Source organism: Pseudomonas sp. NPDC090755 (genome assembly GCF_044769005.1).
GTDB lineage: Bacteria > Pseudomonadota > Gammaproteobacteria > Pseudomonadales > Pseudomonadaceae > Aquipseudomonas.
Genome location: NZ_JBIVXC010000002.1, coordinates 405,063 through 425,719, shown reverse-complemented (window position 1 = coordinate 425,719; position 20,657 = coordinate 405,063). Strand labels below are relative to the sequence as shown.

The window sequence follows — 20,657 nt, the reverse complement described above, 5'->3', positions numbered from 1 at the left end:
GCTGGTCTTTGCGCCGAGGCCTCTTATACTTCCCGGGGCGGCCTGATGCCGACAGCGCCTTCGCTATCGAACTGGAGAATGCCCTATGCTCAAACGTCCCCTGGCGCTGTTCGCCGGCCTCGTGCTGTCCTGCTCCTCCTACCTTGCCCTGGCGGCAGACACCCTGAAGGTGAGTGCCATTCCTGACGAGGCGCCCACCGAACTGCTGCGCAAGTTCAAGCCGCTGGGTGAGTACCTGGAACAGCAACTGGGCATGAAGGTGGAGTTTGTACCGGTGGCCGACTATCCGGCGGTGGTCGAGGCCCTGGCCACCGATCGCCTGGACATGGCCTGGCTGGGCGGTTTTACCTTTGTCCAAGTGCACCTGAAGAGCCCGACCGCAACGCCTTTGGTGCAGCGTGAGCAGGACGCGAAATTCACCAGCAAATTCATTACTGCCAACCCCGATGTCAAGAGCCTGGCCGACCTCAAGGGCAAGACCTTTGCCTTCGGTTCGATTTCGTCCACCTCCGGCAGCTTGATGCCGCGCTATTTCATGCTCAAGGACGACAACATCAAGCCTGAGAGTTACTTCAGCCGTGTCGCCTATTCCGGGGCCCATGATGCCACCGCCGCCTGGGTCCAGGCCGGCAAGGTCGATGCCGGCGTGCTCAATGCCAGTGTCTGGCAAAAGCTGGTGGACGCGGGCAAGGTCGACACCAGCAAGGTCAGGGTTTTCGCCACCACGCCAAGCTATTACGACTACAACTGGACTGTACGCGGCAGTCTGGATCCGGCTCTCAAGGAGAAGATCAAGCAGGCGTTCCTCGCCCTCGACCCGACCAAACCGGAAGACAAGGCGATCCTCGACCTGCAGGCTGCCAGTCGCTTCATCGAGACCAGCCCGGACAACTACAAGGGCATCGAGGAGGCCGCCCGGGCCGCTGAATTGCTGAAATGACCATCCGCCTTGCCGGCGCCGGCCTGCGCCATGGACAGGTCCAGGCCTTGCTCGGCGTCGACCTGCAGATCGCCCCGGGAGAGCAGGTGGCGATCATCGGCCCGTCCGGAGCGGGCAAGTCCAGCCTGTTGCAGTTGCTCGCCAGCGCCATCGCGCCAGACACCGGTAGTGTCGAGCTGCTCGGCGAGGCGCCGTGGCGGTTATCGGCGCCTGCCCGCCAGCGCCTGCGTGCGCGCATCGCGCTGATCCACCAGGCGCCGCCCTTGCCGCCCCGGCAAAGGGTGGTGACCGCCGTGCTGGCAGGGCGTCTGGGGCAGTGGAGTACCCTGCGCGGCCTGCTCAACCTGCTGCATCCATCGGACATTGCTGGAGTGCGTGAGGTGCTGTCCGGCCTGGGCATGGCCGACAAGCTTTTCGCCCAGTGCGGGCAGCTGTCCGGCGGCCAGTTGCAGCGTGTCGGCATCGCCCGGGCGCTGTACCAGCGGCCGGAGATCCTGCTCGCCGACGAACCGGTGTCGGCCATGGACCCGGTGTTGGCCGAGCACAGCCTGAAAACCCTCAACCAGCACGCCCGTGAGCGGGGCGTGACCCTGGTCGCCAGCCTGCATGCGGTGGAGCTGGCGCTGGCGCACTTCCCGCGGGTGGTCGGTATCCGTGACGGGCAGGTGGCATTCGATCGCCCGGCGGGCGACGTTTCCAGCGAGCTGCTCGATGCCCTTTACGCCAATGAACACCTGGCCTCGCCACCCTTGGCGCTGCCGGCCCTCAACCTGCAGATTCCCCGATGCTGAAAACCGACGCCCGCGACCCGGCGGCATGGCCCAGGCTGTTGCTTGCCCTGCTGGCGGTTGCCCTGTTGTGGCCGGGAATCCGGCTCAGCGAGTTGAACCCCGGGGTGTTGCTGCAGGCCGATAATCGTCGAGAAATGGGCAACTTCGTCAGCGCCTTCTGGCCGCCGGCCCATGATCGGGACTTTCTTGGCCTGTTGTTCGACGCCACGGTGCAGACATTGGCAGTGGCGACTGCGGGCATGGCCCTGGCCTTGCTCCTGGCCATCCCGGCCAGCCTGTTGGCCAGCCGTGCGTTATCGCTGCGGGCCGCGTCCTGCGGCGGGCGCCTGGGGTTCTGGTCCCGCACGGTGCGCCTGCCGGTGCGCGGCCTGCTGATCTTCCTGCGCAGCGTGCCGGAAATCGTTTGGGCGCTGTTGTTCGTGCGTGCCGTGGGCCTGGGGCCGACCGCCGGGGTGCTGGCCATCGCCATCACCTACAGCGGCATGCTCGGCAAGGTCTACGCGGAGATCTTCGAGTCGGTCAACCAGCGCCCGGCCCATGCCCTGTTGCAGGCGGGCAGCAGTCGCTTGAGCGCATTTTTCTACGGCATCCTGCCCGATGCGGCGGCAGAGCTGGTGTCCTACACCGTATACCGCTGGGAGTGTGCGATACGCGCTTCGGTGGTGATGGGCTTCGTCGGCGCTGGCGGCCTGGGGCAGCAGATCGACCTGTCGATGCGCATGTTCGCCGGGGCGGAGGTGGCGAGCATGTTGCTGACCTTCCTGGCGCTGGTCTGGCTGGCCGACCAGCTCAGCCGCTTGTTGCGCGGGAGGCTGGCATGAGAGCGCTGGTCAATGCCGCGTTGGTCCTGGCCGTGGCGGCGGCGGTGCTGGCTTCGTTCGCCTACCTGAGCCTCGATCTGCAAGCGCTGTTCGGGGGTGACGGGCTAGGGCAGATGGGCGCCTATGCGCTGCGCTTTTTCAGTCCCGACCTGAGCCCGGATCATCTACGGGCGGTCGCCAAGGGGGCGCTGGAGACCCTGGCCATGTCGGGACTTGGGACCTTGCTCGCCGTCATGCTCGGCCTGTTGCTGGCCTTGCCGGCAGCGGGGCGTTTCGGCTGGCCGCTACAGGGGGCGGCGCGCTTGCTGCTCAATGCCCTGCGGGCGATTCCGGAACTGGTCTGGGCGGCGCTGACGGTGCTGGCGGCGGGCCTGGGACCGAATGCCGGCACCCTGGCGCTGGCGTTGCACACCAGTGGCGTGCTCGGTCGCCTGTTCGCCGAAGCACTGGAGAATGCACCACCCGAGCCTGCTGCAGCCATCCGCCTGCAGGGTGGCAGTCAGGTCACGGCATTTTGCTTTGGCACCTTGCCCAACCTCTGGCCGCAATTACTGGCCTATAGCTTGTACCGCTGGGAGAACAATATCCGCATGGCCAGCGTGCTGGGTTTTGTCGGGGCCGGCGGCCTGGGACAGATGCTCTACACCACCCTGAGCCTGTTCCAGGAGGCCCAGGCCAGCACGGTGATCATCGCCATGCTGGTCCTGGTGTTGCTGGTGGATGCCCTGAGCGACCTGCTCAGGCAACGCTTCGTGCGCGCCTGACATCGGTAGGAGCAATGGCCTTGATGCCTGACGGTGTAGCCGCTGCCGCCAGGCTGCGATCGGCCGTGAAACGGCCGTAGAACCTGGCGACCTCAGTGCGCCAGGTACAACGAGGTGTCAGGGTTGCGACTGCTGTGCAGTCGATCGCAGCCTCGTTCCTCGGCAGCGGCTACCCGCTCCTACAGGTCGTGTTTCAGTTACAGCACCTGCTTCATCTGCACTAATGCCACCCGCGTATTGCCCGGTCCCTGGCGCTCCTCGACGGCGAACGGCACAAAACCCAGCTGTGGATAAAGCAGTAACCCCGCCGTGTTGTGGTTGAAGCAGGACACCCACACCTCGCGGGCATCGAACTGACTGCGTGCCAGTTCGATCATGCACTGCACCAGATACCGCGCCACCCCGTGACCACGTGCGGCGGGGGCGACCACCACATTGCCCAGGGCGCAGACGCCACCGTGTTCAGCCTTGTAGAAGTTGGCAAAGGCCAGCACCGTGCCGTCACCTTCGACCACGGTCGAGCCACTGCGGCTGGTGATGGCGTCGCTCAACTGTGTCGGTGTCAGCGGATACTCGGCCCTGGGGAACATGTAGAACAGCTCATCCGGGCCCTGGGGGAAGCAGCAGATCGTGGCGATGTCGTGGGGCTGGACAGGGCGGTGGATCAACTCCATGGGGCAGCTCTCTCAAGGGGCGGGGCGTTGCAGGGATCGTACACACAATCCCTGCCCGGTCCCTAACCTTAGACCGTGGAGCCAACCCGCGCCGGCTGCCCGTGCTGTCGGGTCAGGACGATGCCGACCAGGGATATCGCCAGCGCCAGGCCAATGGTGGTGGTCACTTCGGCACGGTGCGCCGGAGTCGCCAGCATGACGCCCAGGGCCGCGATGATGAAAGCGATCACTGCGTAGGTGAGCCACGGGAACAACCACATGCACACTTCAAGCTGCACCTGCTGGCGCTGCAGCATTGCGCGCATACGCAGTTGCGAGATGGCGATCACCAGGTACACCAGCAAGGCAATGGCGCCGGAGCTGGCCAACAGGAACTGGAACAGACCCGCCGGAGCGAAGTAGCTGACCACAGTAATCACCGCACCCAAGACCGTGCTGGCAATCACCGCCATGCGTGGCACGCCGACGTGGGAGGTGACCTTCACCTGCTTTGGCGCCTCGCCACGCTTGCCCAGCGAGTAGAGCATGCGCGATGCAATATAGATCGACGAGTTCATGCAACTGGCCACGGCGACCAGCACCACCACATCCATCATGAACTTGGCGTGGGGAATGTTCATCAGCTCCAGCGCTCGCTGATAGGAGCCCACTTCGGCCAGCAGCGGGTCGTTCCAGGGCACGATGGAAATGATCACGGAAATCGACAGCAGGTAGAACACGCCGATGCGCCAGATCACCGAGCGGGTGGCCCGGGCGATGTTCTTTGCCGGGCTTTGCGATTCGGCGGCCGCGATGGTCACCGCTTCGATACCGATAAAGCTGAACATCACCGTAATGAAAGCACCGACCACGGCAGACACGCCATTGGGCGCAAAGCCGCCGTGCTCATCGAGCAGCCGGCTCAAGCCGCTGACTTCGCGGTCCGGCACCCAGCCCATCAGCGCGGCAAAACCCAGGGCGATGAACGCGATGATCGCCAGCACCTTGAACATGGCGAACCAGAATTCGAACTCGCCGTACTTGGAAACGCTGAACAGGTTGGTCGCCGCCAGGACGATGATCGACAGCAGGGCGAACAGCCAGGCCTCGACCTGCGGGAACCAGGTGTTGAGCACATGCCCGGCCGCCAGGGCTTCGATGGGAATCACCAGGACCCAGAACCACCAGTACATCCAGCCAATGGTAAAACCTGCCCAGGGCCCGATGGCCTGGTCGGCGTAGGTGGAAAAGGAGCCGGTATCGGGCCTGGCCACCGCCATCTCGCCGAGCATGCGCATCACCAGGATGACCAGGATGCCGGACAGGATGTACGCCAGGATGGCCGCGGGACCGGCGGCGGCAATGGCATGCCCGGAGCCGACGAACAGACCGGCACCGATGATGCCGGCAATTGAAAGCATGGTGACATGGCGCGGCTTGAAGCCCTGCGCCAGTTGACCTTTCGAATCTTCGGAGCCCGAGCTGATCATTATGCTTATTCTCTTTGTGTTTGATCATGGGAGGCGTTGACCGATCGTCAAGCGAGCACTGCTAGTTGCCTTCAAACACCTGGGAAGTGGCATGGCTAAAACGTGTAAGTTGTCCTGATCGATCAGTCAACACAACGAATGCATGGTTGAAAGAGGCCGGGCAACCTTACCTAGGAGTATCGTCTGGCGTGTTTGTCGATTACGCCGTGATCGAGTCCGATTGCGACATCGGGCTGAGGACTTTTCAGCGCTCAGGATGGCCTGCAAGCGAGTGCTGCGGCCGACTGGAGAGGTGTGCTGGTTTTCCGTATAATCGCGCGTCCGCCAGAAAGGCGGTGTTTCATAATTTAAAGGACTTTGTATGAAAAAGCTGTTGAAAGCATCGGTTGCTGTCGCTGTAGTTTCGGGCGTAGCACTGCTCTCGGGTTGCACGGGTCAAGTCTACAACCAGCCAAAGAATTGCTCTTACGACTACCTGTTCCACCCTTCGGTTTCCATTTCTAAAGTTATTGGCGGTTGCGGCCCGATCGACAAGCTGCCGCAGCAGCAATAATTCTAGCGCTGCACTGATCAATCCGCTTCAGGGTTGATCCAAGGCCCCCTGCTACCCGATGTAGCAGGGGGTTTTTGTTTTCTGGTCGGAGGGTGCATGCCGGTGGGTAGGGGCGTGTGGCTTGTGGTGGGGCGGCGGCGATAAATCGCGCCCACAAAAAAGCCGACTTTTCAGTCGGCTTTTTTGTGCGTTTGGTGCCCCGAGGGAGACTCGAACTCCCACTCCTTTCGAAAACGGATTTTGAATCCGCCGCGTCTACCAATTCCGCCATCAGGGCTTGTGGCGGCGAAGTATAGAGAGGAGCCTACCGTTGGTCAATCAGGTTTCATGGTCAATTTTCGTGGTTTCGGCTAAACTTTGCGACCCTGTCGAACCGAACACCATCATGCGCGTCGCCGATTTCTCTTTTGAGCTCCCTGATTCCCTGATCGCTCGCCATCCGCTGGCGCAGCGCCACAGCAGCCGGCTGTTGACCCTGGATGGGCCGAGCGGGGCACTGGCGCATCGCCAGTTCACCGACTTGCTCGAGCATTTGCGTCCGGGCGATCTGATGGTGTTCAACAATACCCGGGTCATTCCGGCGCGTCTGTTCGGCCAGAAGGCCAGTGGCGGCAAGCTGGAAATCCTCGTCGAGCGGGTGCTGGACAGCCATCGCGTGCTGGCCCACGTGCGTTCGAGCAAGTCGCCCAAGCCGGGTACGCAGATTCTGTTCGACGGTGGTGGCGAGGCCGAGATGGTTGCCCGCCACGACACCCTGTTCGAGTTGCGCTTCAGTGAGGAAGTGCTGCCGCTGCTCGACCGGGTCGGCCACATGCCGCTGCCGCCCTACATCGACCGCCCGGACGAAGGCGCCGACCGCGAGCGCTACCAGACGGTGTATGCCGAGCGCGCCGGTGCCGTTGCCGCCCCCACCGCCGGGCTGCACTTCGATGAAGAGTTGCTGGCGAAGATCGCCGCCAAGGGTGTGCAGACCGCTTTCGTCACCCTGCACGTCGGTGCTGGCACCTTCCAGCCGGTGCGGGTCGAGCGCATCGAAGACCACCACATGCACAAAGAGTGGCTGGAGGTCGGCCAGGATGTGGTCGACGCCGTGGCTGCCTGTCGCGCCCGGGGTGGCCGGGTGATCGCCGTGGGCACCACCAGTGTGCGTTCGCTGGAAAGCGCCGCCCGTGACGGTGTGCTCAAGGCCTTCAGCGGCGACACCGACATCTTTATCTACCCGGGTCGGCCGTTCCATGTGGTCGACGCCCTGGTCACCAACTTCCACCTGCCCGAATCCACGCTGCTGATGCTGGTTTCGGCATTCGCCGGTTACCCCGAGACCATGGCTGCCTACGCGGTGGCGGTGAAAAACGGATACCGCTTCTTCAGTTACGGTGATGCCATGTTCATCACCCGCAATCCGGCGCCGCGTGGCCCCGAGGATCAAGCATGAGTCGCACCTGTCGTATGTCCTTCGAGTTGCTGGCTACCGACGGCAAGGCCCGTCGTGGCCGCCTGACGTTCCCCCGTGGCGTGGTCGAGACCCCGGCGTTCATGCCGGTGGGCACCTATGGCACGGTCAAGGGCATGCTGCCCCGGGACATCGAGGCCATCGGCGCGCACATGATCCTGGGTAACACCTTCCACCTGTGGCTGCGCCCCGGCACCGAGGTGATCAAGGCCCACGGCGACCTGCATGACTTCATGAAGTGGCAAGGCCCGATCCTCACCGACTCCGGTGGTTTCCAGGTGTTCAGCCTGGGCGCCATGCGCAAGATCAAGGAGGAGGGCGTGACCTTCGCCTCGCCGGTCGACGGATCCAAGGTGTTCATGGGGCCGGAAGAGTCGATGCAGGTCCAGCGTGACCTGGGCTCGGACGTGGTGATGATTTTCGACGAATGCACCCCGTACCCGGCTGACGAGGACGTCGCGCGCGTTTCCATGGAACTGTCCCTGCGCTGGGCCCAGCGCTCCAAGAATGCCCATGGCGACAACACCGCGGCACTGTTCGGCATCGTCCAGGGCGGCATGCACGAGAACCTGCGCATGCGCTCGCTCGAAGGCCTGGAAAAGATCGGCTTCGACGGCCTGGCCATCGGCGGCCTGTCGGTGGGCGAGCCCAAGCACGAGATGATCAAGGTGCTGGACTACCTGCCGGGCCGGATGCCGGCTGACAAACCTCGTTACCTTATGGGGGTAGGCAAACCGGAGGATCTCGTTGAGGGTGTGCGCCGCGGCGTTGACATGTTCGACTGCGTGATGCCCACGCGCAATGCGCGCAACGGTCATCTGTTCGTCGATACCGGCGTGATCAAAATCCGTAACGCGTTCCATCGTCATGATGATTCGCCACTGGATCCGACCTGTGACTGCTATACCTGCCAGAACTTCTCCCGCGCCTATCTGCACCACCTGGATAAATGCGGCGAAATGTTGGGCAGCATGTTGAATACAATCCATAACTTGCGTCATTACCAGCGTTTGATGGCTGGTTTACGCGAGGCTATTCAACAGGGTACATTGGCCGCCTTTGTCGATGCCTTTTACGCCAAGCGCGGGCTGCCTGTGCCGCCCTTGGACTGATGTTCTGTCGATCCCTAACAAGTACTGATTGCAACTGGAGTGCCACATGAGCTTTCTGATCCCTGCCGCTTACGCGGACGCCGCTGCCCCAGCCGCCGGCCCAGCCGGTACCGGCTTCGAGTGGATTTTCCTGGTCGGTTTCCTGGTCATCTTCTACCTGATGATCTGGCGCCCGCAGGCCAAACGTGCCAAAGAGCAGAAGAACCTGCTGAGCAACTTGCAAAAAGGTGATGAAGTTGTCACCAATGGCGGTATCGCCGGCAAGATCGTCAAAGTAGCCGACGACTTCGTGGTCCTGGAAGTTTCCGATAACGTCGAGCTGAAGTTCCAGAAGGGCGCCGTTGCCGCGACCCTGCCAAAAGGTACGCTCAAAGCGATCTGATTTACGTTTTTTACCAATCGACGGGGCGCGCAAGGCGCCCCGCGTCTTGAACGGGCGGCGTGATGCTGAACAAATACCCTCTGTGGAAATACGCACTGATCCTGGTGGTACTGGCGATCGGTTTTATTTATTCCGCTCCCAACCTCTATCCTGATGATCCGGCCGTCCAGGTCAGTGGTGCCAGCACGGCGCTGCAGGTCACTCAGGCGGATCTGGACCGCGCGAGCAAGGCGCTCGTCGAAGCCGGTATCCAGGTCAAGGCCGCGAGCCTGGGCGAGAAGGGCAAGGGCGCACTGCTGCGCCTGACCAAGCAGGAAGACCAACTGCCAGCCAAGGATGTAGTGCGCAAGGCACTGGGCGATGACTACGTGGTAGCCCTGAACCTGGCCCCGACTACCCCGCAATGGCTGCGCAACCTGGGCGCAAGCCCGATGAAACTGGGTCTGGACCTGTCCGGTGGTGTGCACTTCCTGCTGGAAGTGGACATGGACAAGGCCATGGCGGCCCGTCTGAAGGTCTACGAAGGTGAAGTCAAGAGCCTGCTGCGCAAGGAGCGTGTGCGCTACCGCAGCCTGCCGCAACAAGATGGCGGCATTGTGCTGGGCTTTGCCGATGATGCTTCCCGCGAACAGGCTCGCAGCCTGATCCGCAAGAATTTCAACGATTTCGAGCTGACCACCACCGAGCGTAACGACATGGCGGTCCTGCGCCTGGCGATCACCCCGGCCAAGGTCGCGGAAATCCGTGAGTACTCGATCAAGCAGAACCTGACCACGGTACGTAACCGGGTCAACGAACTGGGCGTGGCCGAGCCGCTGGTCCAGCGTCAGGGCGCCAACCGTATCGTGGTCGAGCTGCCGGGCGTGCAGGACACTGCCGAAGCCAAGCGTATCCTGGGCAAGACCGCGAACCTCGAGTTCCGCCTGGGTGCCGAGCCGGGTGCTTCCAAGGCCACCACCGAAGTCTTCGAATTCCGCGAAGGCGGTCGTTCGGCAGCGGTCGAGCGTGGCCTGATCATCACCGGTGACCAGGTTACCGATGCCCAGGCCAGCTTTGACGAGCAAGGTCGCCCGCAGGTGAACATTCGCCTGGACGGCCATGGTGGCGAACTGATGAGCCGCGCGACCCGCAGCAACGTTGGTCGCAGCATGGCGGTGATCTTCATCGAGCAGCGCCCGATCACCCGCTACGAGAAGCAAGTGGTTGACGGTGTCGAGAAAGACGTCGCCATCCAGACCTTCCAGGAAGAGAAAAAGATCATCAGCCTGGCGACCATCCAGTCGCCACTGGGCAGCCAGTTCCGCATCACCGGCCTGAATGGCCAGGGTGAATCCTCGGAACTGGCCCTGCTGCTGCGTGCCGGTGGTCTGGCGGCGCCGATGTACTTCGCTGAAGAACGTACCATTGGCCCGAGCCTGGGTGCTGACAACATCACCAAGGGTATCGATGCATCCCTGTGGGGCATGCTGTTCGTCTCGCTGTTCATCATGGCCATCTACCGTTTCTTCGGCCTGATCGCCACTGTCGCCCTGGCCGGTAACATGGTCATGCTGCTGGCGTTGATGTCCTTGCTGGGCGCCACCCTGACCCTGCCGGGTATCGCCGGTATCGTATTGACCATGGGTATGGCGGTCGACGCCAACGTGCTGATCTTCTCGCGGATCCGCGAAGAGCTGGCCGCCGGCATGTCGGTGCAGCGCGCCATCCACGAAGGCTTCAACCGTGCCTACACGGCGATTGTCGACGCCAACCTGACCACCTTGCTGGTCGGCGGCATCCTCTTCGCCATGGGTACCGGTCCGGTCAAGGGCTTCGCGGTTACCATGTCCCTCGGGATTTTCACCTCGATGTTCACGGCCGTCATGGTTACCCGCGCAATGGTCAACCTGACCTGCGGTGGGCGTGATATCAAGAAGCTGTGGGTTTAAGGGGCTGCCATGCTACGTACCATCAACTTCATGGGTGTGCGCAACTTCGCGTTCGGCGTCACCCTGCTGCTTACCGTGCTGGCGCTGTTCAGCTGGTTCTACAAGGGCCTCAACTTCGGCCTGGACTTCACTGGCGGTACGCTCATCGAGCTGACCTACGAGCGTCCGGCCAACCTTGGTCAGGTGCGTGAAGAACTGGTCAAGGCCGGCTTCCAGGACGCCGTGGTGCAGAGCTTCGGCGCCACCACCGACCTGCTGGTGCGCATGCCGGGCGATGACCCGATGCTGGGCAACCGTGTGGCCGAGGCGCTGCAGAAGGTGAGTTCCGACAACCCGGCCGTGGTCAAGCGTGTCGAGTTCGTCGGTCCGCAAGTGGGCGAGGAGCTGCGTGACCAGGGTGGCCTGGGCATGCTGCTGGCCTTGGGCGGCATCATGATCTACCTGGCCTTCCGCTTTCAGTGGAAGTTCGCCCTGGGTGCGATCCTGTCGCTGGTGCATGACGTGGTCGTGACCATGGGCATCCTGTCGTTCTTCCAGATCACCTTCGACCTGACGGTGCTGGCGGCGGTGCTGGCGATCATCGGCTACTCGCTCAACGACACCATCGTCGTGTTCGACCGCGTGCGGGAGAACTTCCGCGTGCTGCGCAAGGCTTCGCTGATCGAGAACATCAACATCTCGACCACCCAGACCCTGCTGCGCACCATCGCCACTTCGGTGTCGACCCTGCTGGCCATCGCCGCGCTGCTGTTCTTCGGTGGCGACAACCTGTGGGGCTTCTCGCTGGCACTGTTCATCGGTGTCATGGCCGGTACCTACTCGTCGATCTACATCGCCAACGTGGTGCTGATCTGGCTGAACCTGAGCAGTGAGGACCTGATTCCTCCGGTCAAGGCCGAAGGTGTGGACGACCGTCCATAAGGGTAATTCCCACACTGTTCGTCGTAGAAGAAGGCGCGAGTATTGAACTCGCGCCTTTTTTTATGCTCCAAGGCAAGGAGAAGGCGGGCTAAGTCCCGCAGGTACGATCAGGAGGTTCACGTGAACAAGTCAATGCTGGTGGGTGCGGTTCTGGGTGCTGTCGGTGTGACTGCCGGTGGTGCTGTGGCCACCTACAGTCTGGTCAAGAGCGGTCCGGAGTTCGCCGAAGTGCTGGCGGTGCAACCGGTCAAGCAGACCGTCAAGACTCCACGGGAAGTATGCAAGGACGTGACAGTGACGCGTCAGGCGCCGGTCAAGGACCAGCACCAGATCGCCGGTACCGTGCTGGGCGCGGTGGCGGGTGGTTTGCTGGGTAACCAGATCGGTGGCGGCACCGGCAAGAAGATTGCCACGGTCGCTGGTGCGGTCGGCGGTGGCTACGCTGGTAACAAGGTGCAAGAGGGCATGCAGGAGCGTGACACCTATACCACCACCCAGACCCGCTGCAACACGGTCAACGACCTGAGTGAGAAGGTGGTTGGCTATGACGTGAAATATTCGATCGGTGACAAGGTCGGCCAGGTTCGCATGGATCGTGATCCGGGCGCGCAGATTCCGCTGGATAAGGAAGGCAAGCTGATCTTGAGCGAGGCGCAGCCGCAGCAGTAATGGCGCCTCTGTGAGATGGGTGTAGGGGGCTGGACAAGCCTGCGATACCGGCAACGCGCAGGGGCTGATTCCCCGCTGATGCCGTCGCCGGCTTTGCCGGCTCCCACAGCTTCCCGAGATCCCGCTGTGTTTCATGGCATAAAAAAAGCACCCCGAGGGGTGCTTTTTTATGCCCGATCGAAACTCAGCGTTTGATCGAGGCGGGCAGGTGCGGCTGGATAGCCGTCAGGACGGCCTTGAAGCACTTGGTGTTGCCGGCAACGATGTGGCCTTTTTCGAGGAAATCGTGGCCACCGGTGAAGTCGCTCACCAGACCGCCGGCTTCCTGGATCAGCAGGGTGCCTGCTGCCATGTCCCATTCCGACAGGCCCGATTCCCAGAAGGCATCGAAGCGACCGGCAGCCACGTAGGCCAGGTCCAGGCTGGCGGCACCCGCGCGGCGGATGCCGGCGGTCTGGCCGACCAGGGCGCGGAACATGCCCAGGTAGTTGTCCAGGTCAGCCATCTGGTTGTCACGGAACGGGAAGCCGGTGCCCAGCAGGGCGCCTTCCAGGCTGGTGCGAGGGCTGACGCGCAGGCGACGGCCGTTCAGTTGGGCGCCACGGCCACGGCTGGCAGTGAATTCTTCCTGGCGGACAGGGTCCAGAACCACGGCATGCTCGAGGCGGCCACGGTATTTACAGGCAATGCTTACAGCAAAGTGTGGAACGCCACGCAGGAAGTTGGTGGTGCCGTCCAGCGGATCGATGATCCACTCGTAGTCCTTGCCTTCTTCGCCGCTGCCGGCATGCAGCCCGGTCTCTTCGCCGCGGATGGTGTGGTTCGGATAGGCCTTGCGCAAGGCGTCGACGATCATTTTCTCGGCGGCGCGATCGACTTCGGAGACGTAGTCTTTGGCGTCCTTCTCATCAACCTTGATGGTATCCAGGCGTTCGATGGAGCGGAAAATCAGTTCACTGGCGCTGCGAGCGGCGCGCAGCGCGATATTCAGCATAGGCTGCATGGGCGTTTCACCTGGGGATGTTAAAGAAGAAAGCCGCACATTCTAGCAGAAAACTTGCTTCGCAGAAGTGTGAGATTTGCTTTCGTGGCGCTACGCTGGTCGCTTCTGTAAGATTTACTCCCCCTTTCCCGTGTCTGTGAGCACTTCGCCTTGCTGCAAAATATTCGTGTTGTTCTGGTCAATACCAGCCACCCCGGCAATATCGGCGGCGCTGCGCGTGCCATGAAAAACATGGGCTTGTCGCGCCTGGTGCTGGTCGACCCGCTGGACTTCCCGTCGCCCGAGGCCGATGCCCGTGCCTCCGGCGCCGACGACGTGCTGGCCGGCACCCAGGTGGTTGCCACCCTCGAAGAGGCATTGGTCGGTTGCAACCTGGTGCTGGGCACCAGTGCCCGTGACCGCCGCCTGCCCTGGCCGTTGGTCGATCCGCGCGAGTGCGGCGCCAAGGTCATCGAGGAGGCCGCCCAGGGTATGGAGATCGCCCTGGTGTTCGGTCGCGAGCACGCCGGCCTGACCAATGAAGAGCTGCAGCGCTGTCATTTCCATGTGCACATCCCGTCCAATCCCGACTTCAGCTCGCTGAACCTGGCGGCGGCGGTGCAGGTGCTGGCTTATGAAGTGCGCATGGCCTGGCTGGCAGTGGAAGGCCAGGCGCCAAAGGTGCAAAAGCCCGAGGCGAGCACCGAGGAGCTGGCGACCATGGATGAAATGGAGCGCTTCTACGAGCACCTGGAAAAGACCCTGGTCGAGATCGGTTTCCTCGATCCGCAGAAGCCCAGGCACCTGATGCCGCGTTTGCGTCGACTCTACGGGCGTAGCTCGGTCAACCGTTCGGAAATGAGTATTTTGCGCGGCATTCTCACGGAAACCCAGAAAGTGGCCCGTGGCGAGCCGCATAAGCGGAAGGATCAATAGATGTTCGAGCGTCTGCGTGAAGATATCCAGAGCGTTTTCCACCGTGACCCGGCGGCGCGCAATGCCTTTGAAGTGTTGACCTGCTACCCGGGCATGCACGCCATCTGGCTGCATCGCGGTGCTCACGCCCTGTGGAAGCGGGACTGGAAATGGCTGGCGCGGCTGGTGTCGAACTTCGGTCGCTGGATGACCGGCATCGAGATCCATCCGGGGGCCAAGGTCGGCCGGCGCTTCTTCATTGACCACGGAATGGGCATCGTTATCGGTGAAACCGCCGAGATCGGCGACGACGTCACCCTGTACCAGGGCGTGACCCTGGGCGGCACCAGCTGGAACAAGGGCAAGCGGCACCCGACCCTGGAAGACGGCGTGGTGGTCGGTGCCGGGGCCAAGGTGCTGGGGCCGTTCACGGTCGGCGCCGGGGCCAAGATCGGCTCCAATGCGGTGGTGACCAAGGCGGTGCCGGCAGGCGCTACCGCGGTTGGCATTCCCGGGCGGATCATCGTCAAGACCGACGAGGGTGTGGAGGCCCGGCGCAAGGCCATGGCCGAGAAGATCGGCTTCGACGCCTACGGGGTCAGCGAGGACATGCCTGACCCGGTGGCCCGGGCCATTGGCCAGTTGCTCGATCACCTGCAGGCGGTCGACGGACGCCTGGAGGACATGTGCGGCGCCCTGAAGAACCTTGGCAGTGACTACTGCGCCAAGGAGCTTCCCGCCCTGCGCGAAGAGGACTTCGCCGAGATCAAGGAAGAGGCGCGCAGCAACGCGTCCGCGCAGTGACAGAAGGGGCGTGCGCAAGCGCCCCTTAGTTTGCTATCATTCGGCCGCCGTCCCGCGGCAAACCCGACTAAAGCACTAGGTCTTATAGTTGACTTAAATGCTCGGGAATAGCATACTCGCTCCCATCCCGTAACCCCGTGGTACCTACTAGCCATGCGACTGACTACAAAAGGCCGATACGCCGTGACCGCCATGCTTGACCTGGCGTTGCACGCGCAGCATGGGCCGGTGTCTCTGGCCGACATTTCCGAACGCCAAGGCATTTCCCTCTCTTATCTGGAGCAGCTGTTTGCAAAGCTGCGCCGCAGCAGCCTGGTTTCCAGTGTGCGCGGTCCTGGCGGCGGCTATCAGCTGTCGCGAAGCATGGAGAGCATTCAGGTCGCCCAGGTCATCGATGCGGTCAACGAATCGGTCGACGCCACACGCTGCCAGGGTTTGGGTGATTGCCACGCTGGCGACACCTGCCTGACGCACCACCTGTGGTGTGACCTGAGCCAGCAGATTCACGAGTTTCTCAGCGGCATCAGCCTGGCTGACCTTGTTACTCGCCGTGAGGTGCAAGAAGTCGCCCAGCGCCAGGATCTGCGTCGTATCGCAGGCCGGGCACCGCAGCTGGACAAGATTGAGACGTCCGCCGTCGAATGACCGTTTCGACGCGCGGCGCGACCGCCTGATAGGAGATATTCAATGAAGTTGCCGATTTACCTCGATTACTCCGCGACCACCCCGGTCGATCCCCGCGTTGCTCAGAAGATGAGCGACTGCCTGCTGGTCGACGGGAACTTCGGTAACCCGGCGTCGCGCTCCCACGTCTTTGGCTGGAAAGCCGAAGAGGCGGTCGAGAACGCTCGTCGCCAGGTCGCCGACCTGGTCAACGCCGACCCGCGGGAAATTGTCTGGACCAGCGGTGCTACCGAGTCCGACAACCTGGCAATCAAGGGCGTCGCGCACTTCTACGGCACCAAGGGCAAGCACCTGATCACCTCCAAGATCGAGCACAAGGCTGTCCTGGACAGCACTCGCCAGCTGGAGCGTGAAGGTTTCGAAGTCACCTACATCGAGCCCGGTACCGATGGCCTGATCACCCCGGCCATGGTCGAGGCGGCCCTGCGTGACGACACCATCCTGGTGTCGATCATGCACGTGAACAACGAAATCGGCACCATCAACGACATCGCCGCCATCGGTGAGTTGACCCGCGCCCGAGGCGTCCTGTTCCATGTCGATGCCGCGCAGTCCACCGGCAAGGTCGAGATCGACCTGCAGAAGCTGAAAGTCGACCTGATGTCGTTCTCCGCCCACAAGACCTACGGTCCCAAAGGCATCGGCGCCCTGTACGTCGGTCGCAAGCCTCGCGTGCGCCTGGAAGCCACCATGCACGGTGGCGGTCACGAGCGCGGCATGCGCTCGGGCACCCTGGCTACCCACCAGATCGTCGGCATGGGCGAAGCCTTCGCCATCGCCAAGGAACTGATGGCCAGCGAGAACGTGCGCATCAAGGCCCTGAGCGAGCGCTTCTACAAACAGGTCGAAGGCCTGGAAGAGCTGTACATCAACGGCTGCATGACTGCGCGCATTCCGCACAACCTGAACCTGAGCTTCAACTACGTCGAAGGCGAGTCGCTGATCATGGCCCTCAAGGACCTGGCAGTGTCTTCCGGTTCGGCCTGTACTTCGGCCTCGCTGGAACCGTCCTACGTGCTGCGCGCCCTGGGCCGCAACGACGAGCTGGCACATAGCTCCATCCGCTTCACCTTCGGTCGTTTCACCACCGAAGAAGAAATCGACTACGCCGCGCAGAAAGTCTGCGAGGCCGTAACCAAGCTGCGCGAACTGTCGCCGCTGTGGGATATGTACAAAGACGGCGTCGACATCTCCAAGATCGAGTGGGCTGCGCACTAAGTAGTCGCCGGCAAGAGCGGCTCTCTGATGAGGAAGGAATTGCACCATGGCTTACAGTGAAAAGGTCATCGACCACTACGAAAACCCGCGTAACGTCGGCAAGATGAATGCCGAGGACCCGGACGTCGGCACCGGCATGGTCGGCGCCCCGGCGTGCGGCGACGTGATGCGCCTGCAGATCAAGGTCAACGAGCAGGGCGTCATCGAAGACGCCAAGTTCAAGACCTACGGCTGTGGTTCGGCCATCGCCTCCAGCTCCCTGGCCACCGAGTGGATGAAGGGTAAGACCCTGGACGAAGCCGAAACCATCAAGAACACCCAGCTGGCCGAAGAACTGGCGCTGCCGCCGGTCAAGATCCACTGCTCGGTACTCGCCGAGGACGCCATCAAGGCGGCCGTACGCGATTACAAGCAGAAGAAAGGTTTGCTCTAAGTTCGCCTGTTGCAGGTAAGGAGTTTCGATGGCTATCAGCATGACAGAGGCGGCCGCCAACCACGTGCGCCGCTCCCTTGATGGACGCGGCAAAGGCGTTGGCATTCGCCTTGGCGTGCGCACCACCGGCTGCTCGGGCCTGGCCTATGTGCTGGAGTTCGTCGATGAGCTGGCCGACGAAGACCAGGTCTTCGAAAGTCATGGCCAGAAAGTGATCATCGACCCGAAAAGCCTGACGTACCTCGACGGTACCGAACTGGATTTCGTCAAGGAAGGGTTGAACGAAGGCTTCAAGTTCAACAACCCCAACGTGCGCGGTGAGTGTGGCTGCGGCGAAAGCTTCAACGTCTGAGGCTGCGCGTGGGTACTCCTTGTCATTTCGCCCTGTTTGACCTGCAACCTGGCTTCCGCCTGGACCTCGACAAGCTGGCCGTTCGCTATCGCGAGCTGGCCCGCGAGGTTCATCCGGATCGCTTCGCCGATGCTTCCGAACGTGAACAGCGCATTGCGCTGGAGCGTTCGGCTGCGCTGAACGAGGCGTACCAGACACTCAAGAGCGCGCCCCGGCGTGCCCGCTACCTGTTGGCGATCGGCGGTCATGAAGTGCCGCAGGAAGTCACCGTCCATGATCCCGAGTTCCTGCTGCAGCAGATGCAATTGCGCGAAGAGCTCGAAGACCTGCAGGACAGTGCCGACCTCGATGGCGTTGCCGTCTTCAAGCGTCGCTTGAAGGTCGCCCAGGAAGCGCTCAACGAGGACTTCGCCGCCTGCTGGAATGATCCTGCGCAGCGCGACCAGGCTGAACGCCTGATGCGCCGCATGCAGTTTCTCGACAAGCTCGCCTATGAAGTGCGCCAGCTGGAAGAGCGCCTCGACGATTAACCCGACGCTGCCTTTGGCGGCGCCCCTGGTATTCAGATAAGCATGGCCCTACTGCAGATCGCCGAACCCGGTCAGAGCCCTCAACCGCACCAGCGCCGCCTGGCGGTGGGTATCGACCTTGGCACCACCAACTCCCTGGTTGCAGCCCTGCGCAGCGGCCGCAGCGAGCCCCTGCCCGATGCACAGGGCAAGGTCATCCTGCCGTCTGCCGTGCGCTACCACGCTGACCGCATCGATGTCGGCCAGGTGGCGCGCGATGCCGCCTCCAGCGACCCGCTCAACACCGTGCTGTCGGTCAAGCGCCTGATGGGCCGTGGCCTGGCTGACGTCAAGCAGTTGGGCGAGCAGTTGCCCTATCGCTTCGTCGGCGGCGAGTCGCACATGCCGTTCATCGACACCGTCCAGGGCGCGAAGAGCCCGGTCGAGGTCTCGGCCGACATCCTCAAGGTGCTGCGCCAGCGTGCTGAAGAAACCCTGGGTGGTGAGCTGGTAGGCGCGGTAATCACCGTGCCGGCCTACTTCGACGACGCCCAGCGCCAGGCCACCAAGGATGCCGCGCGCCTGGCCGGTCTGAATGTGCTGCGCCTGCTCAACGAGCCGACCGCCGCCGCGGTCGCCTATGGCCTGGACCAGAATGCCGAAGGCCTGGTGGCCATCTACGACCTGGGTGGTGGCACTTTCGACATCTCGATCCTGCGCCTGACCGGCGGCGTGTTCGAAGTGCTGGCCACCGGTGGCGACAGCGCCCTGGGCGGTGATGACTTCGACCACGCGATTGCCAGCTGGATCGTCGAGCAGGCCGGCCTGTCCTCGGACCTCGATCCGGGTGCCCAGCGCCAGCTGCTGGAAACCGCCTGTGCAGCCAAGGAGGCCCTGACGGATGCCGATGCGGTCCAGGTTGCCTACGGCAGCTGGCAGGCCGAGCTGACCCGTGCCGCCTTCGATGCCCTGATCGAGCCGATGGTTGCCCGCAGCCTCAAGGCCTGCCGCCGCGCCGTGCGCGACAGCGGCGTCGAGCTGGAAGAGGTCGGTGCCGTAGTGATGGTCGGTGGTTCGACCCGCGTGCCGCGTGTGCGCGAGGCGGTAGGGGCCCTGTTTGGTCGTACGCCGCTGACCGAGATCGACCCGGACCAGGTAGTCGCCATCGGCGCCGCCATCCAGGCCGATACCCTGGCCGGTAACCGCCGTGATGGTGGCGAGTTGCTGCTTCTGGACGTGATTCCGCTGTCCCTGGGGTTGGAGACCATGGGCGGGCTGATGGAGAAGGTGATTCCGCGCAACACCACCATCCCGGTCGCCCGCGCCCAGGAGTTCACCACCTATAAGGATGGCCAGTCGGCCATGATGATCCACGTGCTCCAGGGTGAGCGCGAACTGATCAGCGACTGCCGTTCCCTGGCCCGTTTCGAGCTGCGTGGTATTCCGGCCATGGTGGCCGGTGCGGCGAAGATCCGCGTGACCTTCCAGGTCGACGCCGACGGCCTGCTCAGCGTTTCGGCCCGTGAGCTGGGCTCGGGCGTCGAGTCGAGCATCCAGGTCAAGCCGTCCTACGGCCTGACCGACGGCGAAATCGCCCGCATGCTCAAGGACTCCTTCGAGCATGCCGGCTTCGACAAGGTGGCGCGTCAGCTGCGCGAACACCAGGTCGATGCCGAGCGCCTGCTCGAAGCTGTGCAGGGTGCGCTGGACGCCGATGGCGACCGGCTGCTCGACGCCGAGGAGCGTCTGGCCATCGAGCAACAGATGCAAGATTTGCGTGATTTGATCACCGGCACCGATGGCGCGGCCATCGAGCAGCAGACCAAGCGTCTGTCGCAAGTGACCGATGCCTTTGCCGCCCGTCGCCTTGATTCGACGGTAAAAGCCGCGTTGGCCGGGCGCAACCTGAATGAGATCGAGGAATAACTGATGCCGCAGGTGATTTTTCTGCCCCACGAGAAGTTCTGCCCTGAGGGGATGGTCGTGGAGGCTGAAACCGGTAAGTCCATTCTTGAAGTGGCCCATGACAACCACATCGAGATCGAGAGCGCCTGCGGCGGCGTCTGCGCCTGCACCACGTGCCACTGCGTCATTCGCGAAGGCTTCAACTCGCTCAACGAAGCCGACGAGCTGGAAGAAGACTATCTCGATCGCGCCTGGGGCCTTGAGGCCACGTCGCGCCTGACCTGCCAGGCCAAGGTCGGCACCGAGGACCTGACCGTCGAAATCCCGAAATACTCGCTCAACCACGCCGCCGAAGCGCCGCATTGATCCCGGAGTCAG

Annotated in this window: 23 protein-coding genes and 1 tRNA gene; 20 read left to right on the top strand and 4 right to left on the bottom strand. The window is 62.8% G+C overall.

Features of this window, described 5'->3' with window-relative positions; genetic code table 11:
* The first annotated feature begins 85 nt into the window (after positions 1-85).
* From ACIQUS_RS05825 to phnE, 4 genes are read left to right on the top strand one after another with little or no spacing between them, the layout of a single operon-like run.
* Positions 86-940, top strand: coding sequence for a putative selenate ABC transporter substrate-binding protein (locus ACIQUS_RS05825; RefSeq protein ID WP_403044029.1), 855 nt, complete (start codon positions 86-88; stop codon positions 938-940).
* Entirely contained in the window at positions 937-1,731 is a 795-nt protein-coding gene (locus ACIQUS_RS05820; protein ID WP_403044027.1) for a phosphonate ABC transporter ATP-binding protein, read from the top strand. The genes ACIQUS_RS05825 and ACIQUS_RS05820 overlap by 4 nt, the downstream gene beginning before the upstream one ends.
* Positions 1,725-2,552 (top strand): PhnE/PtxC family ABC transporter permease, encoded by an 828-nt coding sequence (locus ACIQUS_RS05815; protein WP_403044024.1) that lies wholly within the window; start codon positions 1,725-1,727, stop codon positions 2,550-2,552. The genes ACIQUS_RS05820 and ACIQUS_RS05815 overlap by 7 nt, the downstream gene beginning before the upstream one ends.
* Positions 2,549-3,316: a phosphonate ABC transporter, permease protein PhnE gene (gene phnE / locus ACIQUS_RS05810; protein ID WP_403044021.1), complete on the top strand. Its 768-nt coding sequence runs from the start codon at positions 2,549-2,551 to the stop codon at positions 3,314-3,316. The genes ACIQUS_RS05815 and phnE overlap by 4 nt, the downstream gene beginning before the upstream one ends.
* Before the next feature lie 197 nt (positions 3,317-3,513).
* Here the strand turns inward: phnE and ACIQUS_RS05805 are convergent, their stop codons facing one another.
* Both ACIQUS_RS05805 and ACIQUS_RS05800 read right to left on the bottom strand, forming a co-directional pair.
* Positions 3,514-3,990 (bottom strand): GNAT family N-acetyltransferase, encoded by a 477-nt coding sequence (locus tag ACIQUS_RS05805; protein WP_403044018.1) that lies wholly within the window; start codon positions 3,988-3,990, stop codon positions 3,514-3,516.
* A gap of 68 nt (positions 3,991-4,058) precedes the next feature.
* Positions 4,059-5,459, bottom strand: a complete 1,401-nt coding sequence (locus ACIQUS_RS05800) for an amino acid permease (RefSeq protein ID WP_403044015.1) — start codon at positions 5,457-5,459, stop codon at positions 4,059-4,061.
* Between the two features lie 361 nt (positions 5,460-5,820).
* Between ACIQUS_RS05800 and ACIQUS_RS05795 the strand changes: the two genes are divergently transcribed.
* Positions 5,821-6,012: a DUF4223 family protein gene (locus tag ACIQUS_RS05795; RefSeq protein ID WP_285865402.1), complete on the top strand. Its 192-nt coding sequence runs from the start codon at positions 5,821-5,823 to the stop codon at positions 6,010-6,012.
* A 192-nt stretch (positions 6,013-6,204) separates the two neighbouring features.
* On the opposite strand, the gene ACIQUS_RS05790 is transcribed toward ACIQUS_RS05795, so the two are convergent.
* Positions 6,205-6,289: transfer RNA gene (locus ACIQUS_RS05790), tRNA-Leu, on the bottom strand.
* A 108-nt stretch (positions 6,290-6,397) separates the two neighbouring features.
* Between ACIQUS_RS05790 and queA the strand changes: the two genes are divergently transcribed.
* The 6 genes from queA to ACIQUS_RS05760 all read left to right on the top strand — a co-directional run bounded on the left by queA (position 6,398) and on the right by ACIQUS_RS05760 (position 12,477).
* A complete protein-coding gene (gene queA / locus ACIQUS_RS05785; protein WP_403044011.1) occupies positions 6,398-7,447 on the top strand; it encodes a tRNA preQ1(34) S-adenosylmethionine ribosyltransferase-isomerase QueA in 1,050 nt (349 codons plus the stop codon).
* Positions 7,448-7,461: 14 nt separating this feature from the next.
* On the top strand, positions 7,462-8,577 hold the full coding sequence (gene tgt, locus ACIQUS_RS05780; protein WP_403044623.1) for a tRNA guanosine(34) transglycosylase Tgt: 1,116 nt from the start codon (positions 7,462-7,464) through the stop codon (positions 8,575-8,577).
* A 46-nt stretch (positions 8,578-8,623) separates the two neighbouring features.
* Entirely contained in the window at positions 8,624-8,959 is a 336-nt protein-coding gene (gene yajC, locus ACIQUS_RS05775; RefSeq protein ID WP_010223473.1) for a preprotein translocase subunit YajC, read from the top strand.
* A gap of 62 nt (positions 8,960-9,021) precedes the next feature.
* Positions 9,022-10,887: a protein translocase subunit SecD gene (gene secD / locus ACIQUS_RS05770; RefSeq protein ID WP_403044007.1), complete on the top strand. Its 1,866-nt coding sequence runs from the start codon at positions 9,022-9,024 to the stop codon at positions 10,885-10,887.
* A gap of 9 nt (positions 10,888-10,896) precedes the next feature.
* Positions 10,897-11,808, top strand: a complete 912-nt coding sequence (secF, locus tag ACIQUS_RS05765) for a protein translocase subunit SecF (RefSeq protein ID WP_403044005.1) — start codon at positions 10,897-10,899, stop codon at positions 11,806-11,808.
* Positions 11,809-11,928: 120 nt separating this feature from the next.
* On the top strand, positions 11,929-12,477 hold the full coding sequence (locus tag ACIQUS_RS05760) for a glycine zipper 2TM domain-containing protein (protein ID WP_403044002.1): 549 nt from the start codon (positions 11,929-11,931) through the stop codon (positions 12,475-12,477).
* A 184-nt stretch (positions 12,478-12,661) separates the two neighbouring features.
* Here the strand turns inward: ACIQUS_RS05760 and suhB are convergent, their stop codons facing one another.
* Positions 12,662-13,480, bottom strand: coding sequence for an inositol-phosphate phosphatase (gene suhB, locus ACIQUS_RS05755; RefSeq protein ID WP_403044000.1), 819 nt, complete (start codon positions 13,478-13,480; stop codon positions 12,662-12,664).
* A gap of 150 nt (positions 13,481-13,630) precedes the next feature.
* Here suhB and trmJ point away from each other — a divergent pair, with 150 nt between their 5' ends.
* The 9 genes from trmJ to fdx all read left to right on the top strand — a co-directional run bounded on the left by trmJ (position 13,631) and on the right by fdx (position 20,645).
* Positions 13,631-14,395 carry a tRNA (cytosine(32)/uridine(32)-2'-O)-methyltransferase TrmJ gene (gene trmJ, locus ACIQUS_RS05750; protein ID WP_403043997.1) on the top strand — a complete coding sequence of 255 codons (765 nt, stop codon included), beginning with the start codon at positions 13,631-13,633 and terminating at the stop codon, positions 14,393-14,395.
* Positions 14,396-15,178: a serine O-acetyltransferase gene (gene cysE / locus ACIQUS_RS05745; protein WP_403043994.1), complete on the top strand. Its 783-nt coding sequence runs from the start codon at positions 14,396-14,398 to the stop codon at positions 15,176-15,178. It abuts the gene before it with no gap.
* A gap of 153 nt (positions 15,179-15,331) precedes the next feature.
* Complete coding sequence (gene iscR / locus ACIQUS_RS05740; RefSeq protein WP_038614519.1) at positions 15,332-15,823, top strand: Fe-S cluster assembly transcriptional regulator IscR; 492 nt, start codon at positions 15,332-15,334, stop codon at positions 15,821-15,823.
* A gap of 42 nt (positions 15,824-15,865) precedes the next feature.
* Positions 15,866-17,080, top strand: a complete 1,215-nt coding sequence (locus ACIQUS_RS05735) for an IscS subfamily cysteine desulfurase (RefSeq protein WP_403043991.1) — start codon at positions 15,866-15,868, stop codon at positions 17,078-17,080.
* 46 nt (positions 17,081-17,126) lie between these two features.
* On the top strand, positions 17,127-17,513 hold the full coding sequence (gene iscU, locus ACIQUS_RS05730; RefSeq protein WP_002552476.1) for a Fe-S cluster assembly scaffold IscU: 387 nt from the start codon (positions 17,127-17,129) through the stop codon (positions 17,511-17,513).
* 28 nt (positions 17,514-17,541) lie between these two features.
* Positions 17,542-17,865 carry an iron-sulfur cluster assembly protein IscA gene (gene iscA / locus ACIQUS_RS05725; protein ID WP_133216614.1) on the top strand — a complete coding sequence of 108 codons (324 nt, stop codon included), beginning with the start codon at positions 17,542-17,544 and terminating at the stop codon, positions 17,863-17,865.
* Between the two features lie 8 nt (positions 17,866-17,873).
* Complete coding sequence (hscB, locus tag ACIQUS_RS05720) at positions 17,874-18,395, top strand: co-chaperone HscB (protein WP_285861661.1); 522 nt, start codon at positions 17,874-17,876, stop codon at positions 18,393-18,395.
* 42 nt (positions 18,396-18,437) lie between these two features.
* The gene (hscA, locus tag ACIQUS_RS05715) at positions 18,438-20,300 is read left to right on the top strand and encodes a Fe-S protein assembly chaperone HscA (RefSeq protein ID WP_403043984.1); all 1,863 of its coding nucleotides are present in this window, start codon (positions 18,438-18,440) and stop codon (positions 20,298-20,300) included.
* A gap of 3 nt (positions 20,301-20,303) precedes the next feature.
* Positions 20,304-20,645 (top strand): ISC system 2Fe-2S type ferredoxin, encoded by a 342-nt coding sequence (fdx, locus tag ACIQUS_RS05710; protein WP_403043981.1) that lies wholly within the window; start codon positions 20,304-20,306, stop codon positions 20,643-20,645.
* The last annotated feature ends 12 nt before the right edge of the window (positions 20,646-20,657 follow it).

Excerpts from the sequence above, each read along its gene's own strand:
- iscU (WP_002552476.1), top strand. The coding sequence starts at position 17,127 with ATGGCTTACAGTGAAAAGGTCATCGACCACTACGAAAACCCGCGTAAC.
- yajC (WP_010223473.1), top strand. The coding sequence starts at position 8,624 with ATGAGCTTTCTGATCCCTGCCGCTTACGCGGACGCCGCTGCCCCAGCC.
- phnE (WP_403044021.1), top strand. The coding sequence starts at position 2,549 with ATGAGAGCGCTGGTCAATGCCGCGTTGGTCCTGGCCGTGGCGGCGGCG.
- suhB (WP_403044000.1), bottom strand. The coding sequence starts at position 13,480 with ATGCAGCCTATGCTGAATATCGCGCTGCGCGCCGCTCGCAGCGCCAGT.
- fdx (WP_403043981.1), top strand. The coding sequence starts at position 20,304 with ATGCCGCAGGTGATTTTTCTGCCCCACGAGAAGTTCTGCCCTGAGGGG.
- ACIQUS_RS05800 (WP_403044015.1), bottom strand. The coding sequence starts at position 5,459 with ATGATCAGCTCGGGCTCCGAAGATTCGAAAGGTCAACTGGCGCAGGGC.
- ACIQUS_RS05805 (WP_403044018.1), bottom strand. The coding sequence starts at position 3,990 with ATGGAGTTGATCCACCGCCCTGTCCAGCCCCACGACATCGCCACGATC.
- iscA (WP_133216614.1), top strand. The coding sequence starts at position 17,542 with ATGGCTATCAGCATGACAGAGGCGGCCGCCAACCACGTGCGCCGCTCC.
- hscA (WP_403043984.1), top strand. The coding sequence starts at position 18,438 with ATGGCCCTACTGCAGATCGCCGAACCCGGTCAGAGCCCTCAACCGCAC.
- secF (WP_403044005.1), top strand. The coding sequence starts at position 10,897 with ATGCTACGTACCATCAACTTCATGGGTGTGCGCAACTTCGCGTTCGGC.
- ACIQUS_RS05795 (WP_285865402.1), top strand. The coding sequence starts at position 5,821 with ATGAAAAAGCTGTTGAAAGCATCGGTTGCTGTCGCTGTAGTTTCGGGC.
- iscR (WP_038614519.1), top strand. The coding sequence starts at position 15,332 with ATGCGACTGACTACAAAAGGCCGATACGCCGTGACCGCCATGCTTGAC.
- cysE (WP_403043994.1), top strand. The coding sequence starts at position 14,396 with ATGTTCGAGCGTCTGCGTGAAGATATCCAGAGCGTTTTCCACCGTGAC.
- ACIQUS_RS05815 (WP_403044024.1), top strand. The coding sequence starts at position 1,725 with ATGCTGAAAACCGACGCCCGCGACCCGGCGGCATGGCCCAGGCTGTTG.
- tgt (WP_403044623.1), top strand. The coding sequence starts at position 7,462 with ATGTCCTTCGAGTTGCTGGCTACCGACGGCAAGGCCCGTCGTGGCCGC.
- ACIQUS_RS05820 (WP_403044027.1), top strand. The coding sequence starts at position 937 with ATGACCATCCGCCTTGCCGGCGCCGGCCTGCGCCATGGACAGGTCCAG.
- secD (WP_403044007.1), top strand. The coding sequence starts at position 9,022 with ATGCTGAACAAATACCCTCTGTGGAAATACGCACTGATCCTGGTGGTA.
- ACIQUS_RS05735 (WP_403043991.1), top strand. The coding sequence starts at position 15,866 with ATGAAGTTGCCGATTTACCTCGATTACTCCGCGACCACCCCGGTCGAT.
- queA (WP_403044011.1), top strand. The coding sequence starts at position 6,398 with ATGCGCGTCGCCGATTTCTCTTTTGAGCTCCCTGATTCCCTGATCGCT.
- ACIQUS_RS05825 (WP_403044029.1), top strand. The coding sequence starts at position 86 with ATGCTCAAACGTCCCCTGGCGCTGTTCGCCGGCCTCGTGCTGTCCTGC.